The organism is Micromonospora sp. NBC_01405, assembly GCF_045040155.1.
Lineage (GTDB): Bacteria > Actinomycetota > Actinomycetes > Mycobacteriales > Micromonosporaceae > Micromonospora.
Genome location: NZ_CP109532.1, coordinates 412,320 through 427,770 on the forward strand (window position 1 = coordinate 412,320; position 15,451 = coordinate 427,770).

9 protein-coding genes and 1 pseudogene are annotated in these 15,451 nt (G+C 74.3%); 4 read left to right on the forward strand and 6 right to left on the reverse strand.

The annotated features are described in order from the left end of the window. Positions 1–72: 72 nt before the first annotated feature. The 4 genes and pseudogenes from OG559_RS01810 to OG559_RS01825 form a co-directional block, all read right to left on the reverse strand. Positions 73–384, reverse strand: coding sequence for a DUF5988 family protein (locus OG559_RS01810; protein ID WP_405111558.1), 312 nt, complete (start codon positions 382–384; stop codon positions 73–75). Between the two features lie 300 nt (positions 385–684). Further along, on the reverse strand, positions 685–1,422 hold the full coding sequence (locus OG559_RS01815; protein WP_405111560.1) for an ABC transporter permease: 738 nt from the start codon (positions 1,420–1,422) through the stop codon (positions 685–687). Beyond that, positions 1,419–2,366: an ATP-binding cassette domain-containing protein gene (locus OG559_RS01820; protein ID WP_396674121.1), complete on the reverse strand. Its 948-nt coding sequence runs from the start codon at positions 2,364–2,366 to the stop codon at positions 1,419–1,421. Before OG559_RS01820 ends, OG559_RS01815 begins: the two co-directional genes overlap by 4 nt. A 263-nt stretch (positions 2,367–2,629) precedes the next feature. Beyond that, positions 2,630–3,292, reverse strand: a pseudogene (locus OG559_RS01825) (HAD-IA family hydrolase); the annotation flags it as partial. A gap of 263 nt (positions 3,293–3,555) precedes the next feature. Here OG559_RS01825 and OG559_RS01830 point away from each other — a divergent pair. Beyond that, on the forward strand, positions 3,556–4,965 hold the full coding sequence (locus OG559_RS01830) for an acyl-CoA synthetase (protein WP_405111563.1): 1,410 nt from the start codon (positions 3,556–3,558) through the stop codon (positions 4,963–4,965). A gap of 21 nt (positions 4,966–4,986) precedes the next feature. Here the strand turns inward: OG559_RS01830 and OG559_RS01835 are convergent, their stop codons facing one another. Further along, positions 4,987–5,649, reverse strand: coding sequence for a 4'-phosphopantetheinyl transferase (locus OG559_RS01835; RefSeq protein ID WP_405111566.1), 663 nt, complete (start codon positions 5,647–5,649; stop codon positions 4,987–4,989). A gap of 157 nt (positions 5,650–5,806) precedes the next feature. Here OG559_RS01835 and OG559_RS01840 point away from each other — a divergent pair, with 157 nt between their 5' ends. After that, positions 5,807–6,241: a cold-shock protein gene (locus OG559_RS01840; RefSeq protein ID WP_405111569.1), complete on the forward strand. Its 435-nt coding sequence runs from the start codon at positions 5,807–5,809 to the stop codon at positions 6,239–6,241. Between the two features lie 33 nt (positions 6,242–6,274). On the opposite strand, the gene OG559_RS01845 is transcribed toward OG559_RS01840, so the two are convergent. Further along, entirely contained in the window at positions 6,275–7,657 is a 1,383-nt protein-coding gene (locus tag OG559_RS01845; protein WP_405111572.1) for an AMP-binding protein, read from the reverse strand. Between the two features lie 1,589 nt (positions 7,658–9,246). Between OG559_RS01845 and OG559_RS01850 the strand changes: the two genes are divergently transcribed. Beyond that, entirely contained in the window at positions 9,247–12,081 is a 2,835-nt protein-coding gene (locus OG559_RS01850; protein ID WP_405111575.1) for an AAA family ATPase, read from the forward strand. Positions 12,082–12,555: 474 nt separating this feature from the next. Next, on the forward strand, positions 12,556–15,402 hold the full coding sequence (locus OG559_RS01855) for an ATP-binding protein (protein ID WP_405111577.1): 2,847 nt from the start codon (positions 12,556–12,558) through the stop codon (positions 15,400–15,402). Positions 15,403–15,451: the final 49 nt, after the last annotated feature.

Below are 15,451 nucleotides of genomic sequence, written 5' to 3' on the forward strand. Positions count from 1 at the left end.
GGCGGCGGCGGCCGGACCGCGCCGGCGCCACCGGTGCGCGTGGCGCCGACGACCCCCCGGCGCTGCCTTCGACTACTCGGCGATCCTGGTGCGGCCGGTCCAGCGGAAGACCACGGGCAGCTCGTCGGCGACCCTGACGGTGTCCCGCTCGAAGTGCTCGTACCCGCCGTAGTGGCTTACCTTGATCTTGTCCTCCGCTGGGGAGATCCGGTGGCTGCGCTGCTCGGCGGGGAGATTGGTCGGGCCGCCCTCCAACACCACGTCGATGATGGTGGCGGCGTCCCCGCCGATGGGCACCCGCGCCGACCAGGCGCTCCGGTCGTCATCGTTGACGATCCGGTCCGCCGTCCGGACAACGGTGGCGGAATCGGAAGAATCTGTCATCGCACGACCTCCGTCGCTTGTCGCTCCGCCCCGGACGCGTGAGTCGTCGGTGCGGCGCAGGTCACCGGCGGGGGCGACACCCCGTTCCGCGGACACGGAACGGGTGGCGGGAGAACACCCTCCCGCGCCCCGGTGACCGGCCTCGTTCAGGTTGAATGTAATTCAGGTCACAATACCCGAACACCCTTAACAACCCCTAGGGCGAACGGCATTCGGATCGGCGCAGACGGGACGGGCCCTCCCCGCCACCCGGGCGGGAAGGGCCCTCGCTTCGCTTCCGGCAGCGCTGCCGGACGCTCGTCACTCCCAGCGGAAGAAGCGGGTGGCCAGCACGGATCCGAGCACCGCGGTGGCCGCCAGGACGAGGAGCTGCGACAGCGCCGGGCTGTCGCCGGCCCACGAGGCGGCGAGAGTGTCCACCGTGGCCCCCAGCGGCGAGTAGTCGGCGATGCGGGCCAGCACGGTCGGCATCTGGTCGCGGGGCAGCCAGGCCCCGGCGAGGAAGAGCAGCGGGAAGAACAGCGCCGGACCGATGGACTGCGCCGCCCGGGCCGACGGCGCGAGCGCCGCGATGAGCAGGCCGATGGCGAACAGGCACGCCACGCCGAGCAGGAAGGCCAGCACGAAGCCGGGCATGTTCGCCGGGGACGACTGGTCGAGCAGGAACCGTACGCCGATCGCGGTGACCACCGCGCCGGCCACCCCCATCACCAGGTTCACCACGACCTGCGCGACCAGCAGCATTCCCGGGTGGACCGGGGTGGTGGCGAGCCGGCGCAGCACCCGCCGCTCGCGGTAGACGCCCAGCGCCATCGGCAGGGTGAACAGCGCCAGCATGCCGATGGTGAGGGCCAGGGCCAGCGCCGGCAGGAAGGTCAGCTCGCCGTGCTGCCCGGTGCCCTGGGTGGACGATCCCCGCTGGGGCAGCCCGAAGACGAGCATCAGGCCGATCGGCAGCACGAAGACGAAGAACAGCGACACCGGTTCGCGTACGAACAGCTTCAGCTCGACGGCGATGAGCTTGGTCAGGGCGTTCACGAGGGCCTCTTGTCGGTCGGCTTCTGGGGGGCGGCGGCCCGGCCGGCGCGGCGACCGGTGAGCGAGACGAAGGCGTCGTCCAGGGTGGGCTGCTCGACCCGGAGGGCGGCGTACCGGACCTTGTGCTCCGTCAGCGCCGCGAGCACCGACTGGAGCACCTCCTCCGGGCCGGTCACGGTCACCTCGTCGCCGCTGCGGCTGACCCCGGTCACCTCGGGCAGGGCGGCGAGCAACGAGTCGTCCAGCCCGTCGAGCGGGCGGAAGTGCACCCGGTGCTCGGTGCCGACGCGGGTGAGCAGGCCGGAGGGGGTGTCGATGGCGACGATGCGGCCGGTGTCGATGATGGCCAGCCGGTCGCAGAGCCGCTCCGCCTCCTCCATGAAGTGGGTGACCAGCACGACGGTGACGCCCCGGTCGCGGATCCGCTCGACCAGGTCCCAGGTGTCCCGCCGGCCCTGCGGGTCCAGGCCGGTGGTCAGCTCGTCGAGGATGGCCACCTCGGGGCGCCCGACCAGCGCCAGGGCCACCGAGAGCCGCTGCTTCTGCCCACCGGAGAGCTTGTGGAAGGCGGTGTTGCGCTGTTCGGCCAGGCCCAGGTCGGCGAGCAGCTCGTCGATGTCGGCCTTCTGCCGGTAGAAGGAGCGGTAGAGATCCAGCGCCTCGCGGACCCGCAGCTTGTCGGGGAGCTGACTCTCCTGCAACTGGGCGCCGACGCGCTGGCGCACCTCGGTGCGGTCCCGGATCGGATCCAGTCCGAGCACCCGCACGGAGCCGCCGTCGGCGCGGCGCAGCCCCTGCACACACTCGACGGTGGTCGTCTTGCCCGCCCCGTTCGGCCCGAGCACGCCGAAGATCTCGCCCTGCTCGACGGTGAAGGACACGTCGTCGACGGCCACCTTCTCCCCGTACCGCTTGTGCAGGTGCTCCACCTCGATGACCGGCATTGGCGTCGTCCTCCGTCACGTGCGGGTTGCCGTCGGGAGGGCGGGACCCTCTGGGATCGCGGCGTGTTGCGGTACGCGGAATCGGTCCGCGCGGCGGCGACCGACGCCGGACATCATCCGGGGATCTGAATCACGAATCAACCCATCGGCTGACGAACCGGGGTGTCATCCGGGGCCGACCGGCCCGACAGGGGTGCCCGCCGGTCACCGCGCGTGCCCGTCGCCGCGCCGGGCCGGGCGGTGGGCGACCCGGGACCGGGTGGCGGGCAGAGCGGCAGCAGATCCGCCGGGCGGGCCAGCACGGCGTCGGGGCCGGCGGCGAGCAGGACCTCCCGGTCCGACTCACCCCACAACGCGGCGACCGCCACCACCCCCGCGGCCCGGGCGCTGACCAGGTCGGCGGGCGCGTCGCCGAGCAGCACCGCCTCGCCGGGGCGCACCCCGAGGAGCTCCAGCGCCCGCCGAACGATGTCCGGGGCCGGCTTCGGCCGGGGCACCTCGTCCGCGCCGACGACGTGGTCGACCAGCGGCAGCATGCCGAGCCCACCGAGCAGGTCCCGGGCCCGCTTCCCGCTGCGGCCGGTGGCCACGGCCAGGCCCAGCCCCCGCCCACGCAGGACGCCCAGCAGCTCGACCACCCCGTCGACCGGCGTCACCCGGTGCGCCAGCCGGCTGCTCTCCCGGACGAACGGGCCGGCCATCGCCGCCGGCAGACCCAGCAGCTCCAGCACCTCGGGCAGGTACCGGCCCGGGTGCCGGCAGTACTCCTCGACCGGCGCCACCCCGTCGCCGACCACTTCGGCGTACGCGAGGGCGAACGCCTCCCGGGCCACGGCCAGGCTGTCCACCAGCACGCCGTCGAGGTCGAACACGACCGCCCGGACCTGGCCGGACGCGTCCCGCCGGCCTCCCGCCTCACCGGTCACCGGCGGCACCTCCTGAGGGACGTCGACGACACGGCCGGCGGCGGCCGGTAGGGGTGGCCGGGCCGGGGGCGCCCCGACTACGGTCGGGTCGTCCCGGGACCCGCCGTGCCGGGCCTCCGGCGACGACGCGCACCCCGCCGACGCCCACGCGAACCCTACCGGCGATCCGGCCGGGCCGGCGGGCCGGCGACGGTCCGGCGTGGCGTCGACTCCCGGCGCGCCGGGCGGCGCCGGATCCGAGCCGCTGGAGAGGGGCGCAGGGCATGACGTTGCTGCGTTGGTTGGCAGAGTCCGACGACGAGCGCCCGGGCGCGGTCCGGGTCGACGACCGGGCGGTGTCCTGGGTCGAGCTGCGCCGCGGGGCCGCGGCGGTCGCCGACGAGCTGCGCGGCGTCGACCGGGTGGCCGTCGAGGCCACCGCCACCCTGGAGACGGTGGTCGCGGTGGTGGGCGCGTTGACCGCCGGCGCGGCGGTCGTACCGGTGCCGCCGGACGCCGGGCCGATGGAGCGCGAGCACATCCTGCGCGACTCGGGCGCGGCGACGCTGCTCGTCCCGGCGAACGGCCCGCAGCCGGTCGGCGGCGCCGGCCCGCCGGTGGTCCCGGTCGACCTGACCCGTGGGTCGGACACCGTCCACCCGGAGCCGGACCCGGCCGGCACCGCGCTGATCCTCTACACCAGCGGCACGACCGGGGCCCCGAAGGGCGCGGTGATCTCCCGGAGGGCGGTCGCCGCCTGCCTGGACGGCCTCGCCGACGCCTGGTCCTGGACCCCGGACGACCTGCTGGTGCACGGCCTGCCGCTGTTCCACGTGCACGGGCTCGTGCTCGGCGTGCTCGGCCCGCTGAGGCTGGGCAGCCGGCTGCACCACGTCGGCCGCCCCCGCCCCGACCGGTACGCGGCAGCGGCCGGCTCCGTCTACTTCGGCGTGCCCACCGTGTGGTCCCGGATCGCCGCCGACCCCGACGCGGCGCGGGCGCTGCGCCCGGCGCGGCTGCTCGTCTCGGGCAGCGCGGCCCTGCCGGCGGCGGTCTTCGCCGACCTCGCCACGCTCACCGGCCATCGGGTGGTCGAGCGGTACGGGATGACCGAAACGCTGATCACGGTCAGCGCCCGCGCCGACGGGCCCCGCCGGCCGGGAACGGTCGGCGTGCCGCTGCCCGGCGTGCGTACCCGGGTGGTCGACGAGCACGGCGTGGCGCTGCCCGCCGACGGCGCGGCGATGGGCGAGCTCCAGGTGTGCGGGCCCACCCTCTTCGACGGGTACCTCAACCGGCCGGACGCCGACGCGGCGACCCGCACCCCGGACGGCTGGTTCCGCACCGGGGACGTGGCCACCGTCGACCCGGACGGCTGGCACCGGATCGTCGGCCGGGCCGCCACCGACCTGATCAAGAGCGGCGGCTACCGGATCGGCGCGGGCGAGGTGGAGGACGCCCTGCTGGCGCATCCCGGCGTCCGGGAGGCCGCCGTGGTCGGCACCCCGCACCCGGACCTGGGCCAACAGGTCACGGCGTACGTGGTGGGTGACGGGGTGGACGGGCCCGAGCTGATCGACTTCGTGGCCCGCCAACTGTCCGCGCACAAGCGCCCCCGCGAGGTGCGGTTCGTCGACGCGCTGCCCCGCAACGCCCTGGGCAAGGTGCAGAAGACGAGGCTGACGGCCGACTGACCGGCCGCCGGTCGGCTCCGTTCAGGCGGTGGGCGTCGGGATGCTGATCGCGGTGAGCACCAGGCCCCGGCCCACCAGGAACCGGCCGGTGAAGGCGGTCACCGGCACGCCGCCCAGCACCGGGCCGGGCACCAGCAGCTCGGCCACGAAGGTCCCGGCCGGGTCGACGACGATGTCCGCCTCGGCGAAGTCCAGCCACCGGCCGGTGAGCGGGAACCACGCCTTGTACACCGACTCCTTGGCGCTGAACAGCAGGCGGTCCCAGCAGACCGTGGGACGGGCGGCGGCCAGCGCGGCCGTGCGGGTCCGCTCGGCCGGCAGGGCGATCGCGTCGAGCACCCCCTCGGGCAGCGGCGCGTGCGGCTCCGCGTCCACCCCGAGGGTGGCGAACGCCGCCGCCCGGCCGAGGACGGCCGCCCGGTAGCCGTCGCAGTGGGTCATGCTGCCGACGATCCCGGCCGGCCAGATCGGGGCGCCGCGCGCGCCGGAGACGATCGGCACCGGCTCGACGCCCAGCTCACCGAGCGCCCGGCGGGCGCAGTGCCGCACGGTGGTGAACTCCCGGCGCCGCTTCTGCACCGAGTTCGCGACGAGCGCCTCCTCCTCGGGGAACAGGGTCAGTCCGGCGGGATCCTCGAAGGACTCGGCCACGGCCACGGAGGGGGGCAGGATCTGCTCGATCACCCGCCGATGGTAGGTGCGCCGGGTCGCCACGCCGCCCCCCTGGGTGGTCGATAGGGGTAAAGTACGGGTGCCCGCCGCCCGGGGCGCCTGCCAGTCTGTGGCATGCCGGTCCGGGTGGCCGGAGCGTGCGGAGTGGTCGGACGGATGCGGGAAAGCGATGCTCAGAGGCAAAGTGGTGCGGTTCGACGAGGTGCGGGGTTACGGGTTCATCGCCCCGGACGACGGCGGTGACGACGTGTTCGTCCACGCGAACACCGTCGATGGCGACAAGTGGACGATGGTGCCCGGCGTGCCGGTGGAGTACGAGGCGGTGGAGAGCGACCGTGGCCCGAAGGCGCTCACGGTGCGGGTGATCGGCCCCGCCCCCGGCGCCGATCGGAGCGCCACGGCCGGTGCCGTGCGCGCCCGGGAGGTCCCGGCGGGCGCGGAGGACGAGGAGGGCCTGTGCGACGTGCTCTCCGAGCGGGCCTTCTTCGCGGAGACCACTGAGGCCCTGCTGACCGCCGTGCCGGACCTGACGGGCGCGCAGATCGTGGCGGTACGCGCCCGGATGCTGGCGCTGGCCCGACGGCACGGCTGGGTGGAGGGCTGACGCTCCGGCGCACCGGCCGGGGCGCGGGCGCGGTCAGCCTGCGGCGATCAGCAGCGACTTCCTGATCCGACCCTGCACGCTGCGCGGCAGCTCGTCGACGAAGTGCACCCGACGGGGCCGCTGGCAGGCCGACAGGTACCGCCCGACGTGGTCGATGAGCACCTGGGCGGTGAGCCCTTCGGCGGCGACGACGTACGCGGTGACCTGCTCGCCCAGGACCGGGTGCGGGATACCGACCACGGCTGCGTCGTGGACCCCCGGATGACTCAGCAGCACCTCCTCGACCTGGCCGGCGTACACGCGGACGGGACCGTGCACGACGTCCGTGCGGCGCTGTCCGATGATCCGGTGTGACCCGTCCGCCGCCACGGTCGCGAGGTCGCCGGTGGCGTGCCAACCGTCGGTGCCGGTGCGCTGCCCGCGCCGGTCGACGTATCCACTGAACAGCGTCGGCCCCCGGATGCTCAGCTCGCCGACCGACTCGCCGTCGGTGGGCACCGGCAGGTTGTCCCGGCCCAGGACCCGGACCTGGACCCCCGGCAGGGGCGCGCCGACGGCACCGACGGCCGGCGGGGCGTCCACCCGCCCGGCCAGCGCGATGAGGGTCTCGGTGGTGCCGTAGCCCTGGAGGAGCGAGTGCGAGGTGAGCAGCCGGAGGCGTTCGGTCACGGCGGGTACGAGCGGGGCGTCCCCGGAGACCAGGAGTCGGGCGCCGGCGAGGGTGTGCGCCCAGGGACGGTTTCGGGCGATCCTCGCCCACTGCCCGGGCACCGCCAGGTACAGGGTGCCGGCCGGGCCGGCGATGGCCTCCCGGTCGAGGTGGACGAAGCGGCTGCCCACCCTCAGCGCGCCGAGCAGCCCGACCACCAGGCCGTACGCCCGGAACAGCGGGGCGCCCTGGACCAGGACGTCGTCCCCGGTCCAGCGCCACGCGTCGGCCAGCAGGTCCAGGCCGACGGCGATGGCCCGGCGGGAGATGCGCACGCCGCGCGGCGGCCCGCTGGTGCCTCCGGTGTAGAGGATCACCGCGTCGGCGCCCGGATCCGGCTCGGGCTGCCGGGTCCAGGATCGCTGCCGCAGGTCGACCGGAACAGCCGGCAGGCCGAGGCTGCCAGGGCGGTCCCGGCCGAGGACCACGGTCACCCCGGCCTCGCGCAGGATGCGACTGCGCTCCCGCTCGTCGGCGCCGGGCGGCACGGGCACCAGCGGCACGCCCGCGCGTACGGCGCCGACCATCCCGACCACCGCCTCCAGGCTGGGGGTCGCATCGACGGCGACCGCGCCGGCACCCCGGATCCGGTCGGCGACCGCGTTCACGCAGCCGAGCAGCGCTTCGCTGGAGAGGGTCCGCCCGGCGACCCTGACCGCGTCGGCCCGGTCGGTACCGTGACCGCACAGTGCCGGCAGCAGTGTCATCTCCGTTAACCCCTGTCGGGGACGTGGTGGAGTCTCGGCAGTGGCTGGGACATCACGGCCACAGAACCCTTCGCGTCATGGGTGTGTGCAGCCCATATCCGGACTTCCCCGCCGTCCGCGCGGGTGCTCCGAAATTAGGCTGCCCATTCGCTTGGCACAACCCCTAGCCGCGCGGGCCCGCGGCGCTGCTGGCGGGCGGGCTGCCGGGGCGTGACGGGCCGACGGGCCAGGTAGGACGCGATCCACGCCGGCTCGGAGTGCGACGGTAAGACAGGGGCAGGACGGGCGTGGGGCGACGGCGGGGCGGCACCGGGGCGAGGGCGCCGCGGCGGCACATTCCGCCGGGACGCACATTCGAGGAAGCTCGGTCCGGACGGGGTGTGGAATAATTGGCGACGGCCATTGCAGTAGAATAGCGATCTAATTCAGGCCGGCCTTCGCGATATTGATGTCGAGCCGCCGTTTGAATGCACCGAGCGCCACTGTGGCAACCGCGCGAGGGCGGCGCGCGGACAACCATTGAGGCCACATATGTCTTAATTAACGTCTATCTCGCCTATCCGCTGTTAAAGGTTCTAATCGGGCAGGAGTGCGGCGATGTCGCCGATGCGGATCCTCCCGTTTCATCCGCCGTTAGCGACGTCCTCGAACGCGGGCGGCCGGCGACCGGCGCACACCCGCAGGGCGGGCGCGACAGCAGCCAAAGGCGAATTCTTTTAACTTTTGCCGACGGGGCACCGACCGGGAGTCGCACCGGAAGCCCCGACCCGGGGTGTGCTTCCGGTCCGCCGCCAACCCCACCCACCCGGGGGCCCGACGCCGGAGTCCGCCGGCGGCACACCCTGGCCCGGCGTGCACCAGCCTTCAGCCCGACCCGTCGGTGCCGGGCCCCGCGATCGGGGCTCTGAGCTGCGCCTTCTTCACACACGGCGACGGCCCGGCGCCGGACGGGCCAAGCCGGGCCCGGGCCGCGACCGGCCACCCTGGGCACGAAACGCGGATTCCGGAGCCGCCGCTCGCGCGGGCCGCCTGCGCCCGACACGACGCCCGACGGGCGGGGCGCCGGACGCACCGCCCGAGGACCCGCGACGGCGGCGCGGGCACCGGCACCGAACGCCGCGACACCTCCCCCGCCAATTCCCGGCGAGTGCCGAAAGCGCCCGCGAGCGACCCGCTCCGCGAACCGCATCACGTTATGAATTCGGCTGACGACTTTCCGTTGCGGAGGGTGCCGCAGGGCAGGCGCCACCCCGTCGGCACCGAACCGATGTTTGCCTATCCTTTACAACTTCCGGCTTGCCGCCCAATTCCGGGGCTGACATACTCCACCATGCACGGCGGTCGATAGCGGGGGACAAGCCCCGAGGGGGCGGAAATTGCCGATGAAGCTGGTGGGGCCACGATTCAGAGGCGCCATGCAGTCAAGTTAATCGATGGCATGTCTCCTAAATGAGACGGTCGTCTATATTCGCCTATCTGGGAATGGGTCGAAAATTGCCGGTCTCCGATTTCGTCAGGCCCCTCGGCAGCCCTGGGAAGATGGCGCACCCGGTGTCGGCGCACCCCGCGCTCCTTCCGAGGCCACGACCATGGTGTTGACCGAACGGAGCAGCCAGCTCGCCTTCCTGGAGCGCCGGCTCGCCGACCGGCTCCGGCCGGCCGGCCGGCTCGCCGACGACCGGCCGTTGACCGTCCTGACGGGCCCCGTCGGCGGGGGCAAGACCACGCTGCTACAGGCGTTCGCCCGGCAGGTCGCCGGGTCCGGCGTCCGCTTCCTCGCCGCCGGCGCGTCCCGCGCCGAGCGCACCGTCCCGCTGGAGGTCATCCGTCAGCTCGTCCGGGCCGCGCCGCTGGGCGACGGCGACCGCGACCGCCTCGGCCGGCTGATCGACCGGGGCGCCCTCGCCTGGGGCGACACCGATGACCGGGACCTGGAGGGCCCCGCCCTGACCACCGCCGCGCTCGGCAGCGCGCTGGTGGAGCTGGCCGGCCGGGCGCCCCTGGTCATCGCGGTCGACGACGCCCACCACGCCGACATACCCTCACTGCGCTGTCTGGACTACGCGGCGCGGCGGATCGCCGGCCTCCCCGTGCTGATCGTGCTCACCGAGTCGCCCCGCACCCGGCCGTGGCATCCCGAGGTGTACGCCGAGCTGCTGCAACCCGCGCGGCTGCACCGCATCCGGCTGCCCCTGCTCACCGCCGACGGGACGTACCAACTCCTCGCCGCCAGGCTCGGCGCGCCCGCCGCCCGCCGGATCGCCGACGAGTGCCACGAGATCACCGCCGGCAACCCGCTGCTGGTGCGGGCGCTCAGCGACGACCACCTGGCCACCACCGGGCAACGCCCGGACCGGCCAGTCGTGGGCGAGGCGTTCCGGGAGGCCGTGCTGAGCTGCCTCTACCGCTGCGAGCACCTGGTGCTCAAGGCCGCCCGGGCGCTCGCGGTGACCGGGGAGCCGCTGCACGGGAGCCTGCTGTCCCACCTCGTCGACGTCCGCGCCGAGTCGGCGCTGCGGGCGATCGACGGGCCGACCAGCGGCGGCCTGGTCACCGCGGACGGGCTGCGACATCCGGCGGTGGTCCAGGCCGTGCTCGACGGGATGACGGCCGAGGAACGCGCCCGGCTGCACCGGGAGGCCGCCTGCCTGCTGCACGAGGACGGCACCGCGCCGGAGCGCATCGCGCGCCATCTGGTCAGGACCGAGGAGCTGGGCGAGCCGTGGATGGCCCAGACCCTGCTGGACGCCGGCGAGCAGGCGCTGATCGACGGCGAACCCGACACCGCCCTGCGCTACCTGCGGCGGGCCAACCGCGACTGCACCGACGCCTGCCTGCGGGCCCGCATCCGCTCGGCCCTCGCCCGGGCCGAGTGGCGGCTGGACCCGCAGGCCGCGGTACCCCACCTGCTCGGCGTCGCCTCCGCGGTTCGGGCGGGGCACCTGAGCAGCCGGCAGGCCACCAGCCCCATCCAGTACCTGCTCTGGCACGGCCAGATCGACAAGGCCGTCGAGCTCGTCCACCACCTCGGCGAACGCGCCGACAGCGCCGACCCGGGCTCCGCCGCGGCACTGATGATCATCAAGGGGTGGATGTCCACCTTCTACCCCAGGGCAACGGGCGACCGGCCGATGCCCTCGCCGGCCCTCCGGGACCCGTTGACCCTGGCCAGGGTCAAGCGGCGGCTCCAGGGTGTGACCATGCTGCGCACCGTGCTCGAACGGGGCGACGTCGGCGTGGTCGAGGACGCCGAACGGGTGCTGTCCACCATCAGGCTCGACGACGAGCGCAACATGTGGACCGCCATCTGCGCCCTCATCGCGACGATCTACGCCGACCGGCTGGAGCTGGCCGGCGACTGGTCCGAGAAGCTGGGCGGCACTTCGGCGGCGCATCGGCAGCCCACCCCGGCAGGGGTGATCGCCGCCATGAAGGCGGTGGTCGCCGGGCACCTCGGCGACCTGAGCCGGGCCCGGGACCTCGCCGACACCGCGCTGGCCCAGCTCTCCCACAAGGGCTGGGGAGTGGTGATCGGGATACCGCTCGCCGTCCGCCTGCGGGCACTCACCCTCATGGAGGAACTCGACGCCGCGGCCGGCTGCCTCCAGGTCCCGGTGCCGCAGACGATGTTCGAGACACCGTTCGGGCTGCACTACCTGCACGCCCGCGGCCTGTACGCCCTGGCCACGGGGAGCCCGGAGGCCGCCCTCGCCGACTTCCAGCTCTGCGGTCAGCTGATGACGTCCTGGCGGCTGGACCTGCCCGCCCTCGTACCCTGGCGGACCGAGTCGGCCCGGGCGCTGCTGCGGATGGGTCGCCGAGAGCAGGCCGAGAAGCTGGTCCGCGAGGAGCTGGCCCGGCTGCGTCCCACCCACGTGCGGTACCGGGGGTTCGCGTTACGCGTCCTGGCCGCAACGGGGGAAGGGCCGGACCGGATCCAGCACCTGCGCGCCTCCGTCCGGCTGCTGCGCCAGTGCGGGGACCGGGCGGAACTCGCCCACAGCCTCGTCGACCTCGGCCACGTCTACCAGGAGGTCGGCGACCTGCGGCAGGCGCGCAACGCCATCCGCGCGGCCCACACCCTGGCCCAGGAGTGCGGCATCCCGCTGCTGCGGCCCAGCGTCGCCACCGGGGCCGCCGGGTCCGGCGAGGTCGCCCCCGACGCGGTGGTGGTGGTCGACGGCCTCAGCGACGCGGAGTCGCGGGTGGCCGCGCTGGCCGCGCGGGGCCACACCAACCGGGAGATCGCCGAGAGGCTCTTCCTCACGGTCAGCACCATCGAGCAGCGACTGACCCGGATCTACCGCAAGCTCGACGTCAACTCCCGCAGCGACCTCGCCGTCCGGCTGCGCCTGGGCCGCCCCGGCCCGGCCCCGACGGGGCACGGCGACGCGCCGTCGACCCCGGGCGACCCGGAGCGCTAGCCCTCCTCCCGTCTCCTCTTCTCCATCCCCCCGACGGCCCCTGCCGTTCACACCTGGACGTGCTGGACAGGCGTCGGCGACGGCGTTGTGCCAACATCGAGCCACGGTGTCGTCGCGGACTGTCCATCATGTTCCATTCGATTCGTCCCCGGTCGGGCACTCCCCTCCTACCCCTTGCGCAACCCCTATCGGCGAATGAGATCCGTAGGTTTCGGACTGGAACGATGGGGTCTCAAGGCCGTTGTCGCACACCCGACCCGGTGCCAGACTCGCCTGAGAATTCCGGACCGCCCGCTGGGGAGCGCGGTCCGGCAGGAAGATCACAGGCCCACCCGGCACGGCGACCCGGTGTGCCTCACCCCTACCCGGCGCGCCGGGTGGGAGCGGTGAGGTCTGCCGTTCGGCTCGGGAGGGGTGGTGTCGGTCAGCACCGGTAACCCGGTTCGGCACCACATATGAGAGAGGCTGACACGAGTGGTTCTGGTGCAGCGGGACGAACAGATCGCATTGCTCCGGAGGGCGTTCCGCGCCTGCGAGGAGCAGCAGCGTGGACACGTGGCGCTGGTGACGGGCGCGGTGGGAAGCGGCAAGACGAGTCTGCTGGAGACGCTCGACGAGTGGGTGGTGGCCGCCGGGGGGCGGGTGCTCAACGCGGCCGGTTCGCGGGCGGAACGCGGACTCCGCCTAGGGGTGCTGGGGCAGCTGTTCCACAGCGCACGGCTGGACCAGGAGTCGGCCGACCGGGTGGAGAAGCTCATGCGGGACGCCGCCTTCGCCGTACCGCTGCCGGAGCCCGGCGGTGAGGCGGCCGAGGGGGTCGCCTCCGAGGAGCAGGTCTGGGCACCGCTGCTGCACGGCCTGTTCACCGCGCTGCTCGACCTGACCAGGTCCGGGCCGCTGGTCCTCACCGTCGACGACGTGCACCACGCGGACCCGGCCTCGCTGCACTGCCTGCTCTACGTCACCCGCCGGCTGCGGCACGCACGGATCATGATCGTGCTCGCCGAGGCGTCGACGCTGCGCCCGTCGCACCCGCTGTTCCGCGCGGAGCTGCTCAGCCAGCCGTACTTCTCCCGGATCAGCCTGCCGCCGCTGACCGTCGACGCCATCGCCCGGATGATCGGCGACGACACCGAGGACGCGCAGGCCCGGGAGGCGGCCGAGAGCCTGCTCAGCATGACCGGCGGCAATCCGCTGCTCACCCGGGCCCTGCTCGACGAGCGGGGCCGGGCCGAATCGGCCGACGACGCCACCCCCGACCCGGCCAACGGCGACGGGTTCGACCAGGCCGTGCTCGGCTGCCTCTACCGGCACGAGCCGGGGGTGCGGCGGGTCGCCCAGGCGTTGGCGGTGCTGAACCGCCCGGCCCCGACGGAGCTGCTCGGTCACCTCCTCGACGTGGTGCCCGAGTCCGCCGTGCCGGCGGTGCGGGTGCTGCGCACGTCCGGGCTGATGGAGATCGACCAGCTGCGTCACCCGCGTATCCTGCGCTCGATCCTGGCCGACATGTCCCCCGAGGAGCGCCGGGTCCTGCACCAGCGCGCCGCCGAGGTGCTGCACGAGCACGGCGCCGAGCCGGGGGTGATCGCCGAGCACCTGGTCGCCGCCGGTTGGGCGGACGGCGCCTGGTCGGTGCCGGTGCTCTCCGACGCCGCCGGGCAGGCGCTGGCCTCGGGCCGCCCCGACCTCGCCGCCGCCTGCCTGCGCCTGCTCGGCCGCGCAGAGGTGGACGAGCAGCAGCGCAGCACCAACACCGCGATGCTGGTCAACGCCCGCTGGCAGGTCAACCCGCTGACCGTCAACGGGCACCTGACCGAGCTGGTGCAGGCCGCCCGGGCTGCCGGGTGGTCCACCACCGCGGCCCTGTCCACCGTGCCGTACCTGCTCTGGCAGGGCCGGGTGGACGAGGCCACCGAGGCGGTCAGCGGCTTCTCCCCCGACGACGACCACGGCACCGCCACCGGCACCGCCAGCCGGCTGCGGGCGATGCAGCTGCTGGTCTCCCTCTCCTACCCCGACCACCTGGCCACCGTCCGGGAGACCCCGAGCACCTGGAGCCGGGCGGCGACCGCGCCGACGACGATCAGCCCGCAGTTGCAGGCGGTGACCGTGCTCGGCACGGCGCTGATGCCGACCGCCGAGAACGACACCGTGGCCACCGCCGAGCAGCTGCTGCAACGGCACCACACCGACGACGGGTCGCTGGGCCTGCTCACCGCCCCGCTGCTGGCGCTGCTCTGGGCGGGCCGGGCCGACCGGGTGGCGGTCTGGGGGGACGTGCTGCTCAACCGGCCGGCGGCCCGGCACGCCCCGGTGTGGCGGGCGATCGTGCGGGCGGCGCGGGCCGAGGCGGCGCTGCGCCTGGGTGACCTGCCGGGCGCGGAGCACCAGGCCCGGACGGCGTTGGTGGACCTGCCCGCCCCGGCGTGGGGGGTGGCGATCGCCGGCCCGCTGGCCACGCTGATCGGCTGCGCGACCGAGGCGGGCCGGTTCGCCGAGGCCGACCGGTGGCTGGCCCACCCCATGCCGGCCGGCATGCTCCGCACCCCGCTGGGTGTGCACTACCTGGCCGCCCGGGGCCGACACCACCTGGCCATGGGCCGGCCGCACGCGGCGATCACCGACCTGCGCCGGTGCGGCGAGCTGGTACGCGCCTGGGGCGTCGACGTCGCCGGGCTGGCGCCGTGGCGGCTGGAGCTGGCCCGGGTGCAGCTCAGCGTCGGCAACAAGACGCAGGCCACCCAACTGTTGCAGGAGCAGCTGCGGATCGCCCACGGGGTCGACGACCGGACCCGGGGGCGGTCGCTGCGGCTGCTCGCCACCACCGCCGCCCCGGACCACCGGCGCAAGCTGCTCTCCGAGGCGGTGAACCTGCTGCAGTCCTGCGGGGACCGGCTGGAGCTCGTCCGGGCCCTCGGCGACACCGGGCAGACGCTGCAACGGGCCGGCGACTCCGCCCGGGCCCGGCTGCTGGTCCGCCGGGCGTACCAGCTGGCCCAGGACTGCGGGGCGTCGGTGCTGGCCCAGCGGCTGATCCGGCGGGAGCCGGGCGGCGGGCTGCCGGCGTACCAGGCGAGCACCGAGCCGCAGGAACCGGACGACGGCCTGAGCGAGGCCGAGCGGCGGGTCGCCGCGCTGGCTGCCCAGGGGCACACCAACCGGCAGATCTCCAGCAAGCTGTTCATCACGGTGAGCACCGTCGAGCAGCACCTGACCCGGGTCTACCGGAAGCTGGACGTCAAGCGGCGCACCGACCTGCCGGCCCGGCTCATCGCGTTCGCGGAGCCGCTGGCCGAGGAGGCGCAGGGCGCGGCGTCCTGACCGGAACGCGAGAAGGGCGCCCGGTGGTCTCCCACCACGGCGCCCTTCT

Coding starts and splice junctions, on each gene's coding strand:
- OG559_RS01820 (WP_396674121.1), bottom strand. CDS start 2,366: ATGCCGGTCATCGAGGTGGAGCACCTGCACAAGCGGTACGGGGAGAAG.
- OG559_RS01845 (WP_405111572.1), bottom strand. CDS start 7,657: ATGACACTGCTGCCGGCACTGTGCGGTCACGGTACCGACCGGGCCGAC.
- OG559_RS01830 (WP_405111563.1), top strand. CDS start 3,556: ATGACGTTGCTGCGTTGGTTGGCAGAGTCCGACGACGAGCGCCCGGGC.
- OG559_RS01840 (WP_405111569.1), top strand. CDS start 5,807: ATGCTCAGAGGCAAAGTGGTGCGGTTCGACGAGGTGCGGGGTTACGGG.
- OG559_RS01850 (WP_405111575.1), top strand. CDS start 9,247: ATGGTGTTGACCGAACGGAGCAGCCAGCTCGCCTTCCTGGAGCGCCGG.
- OG559_RS01810 (WP_405111558.1), bottom strand. CDS start 384: ATGACAGATTCTTCCGATTCCGCCACCGTTGTCCGGACGGCGGACCGG.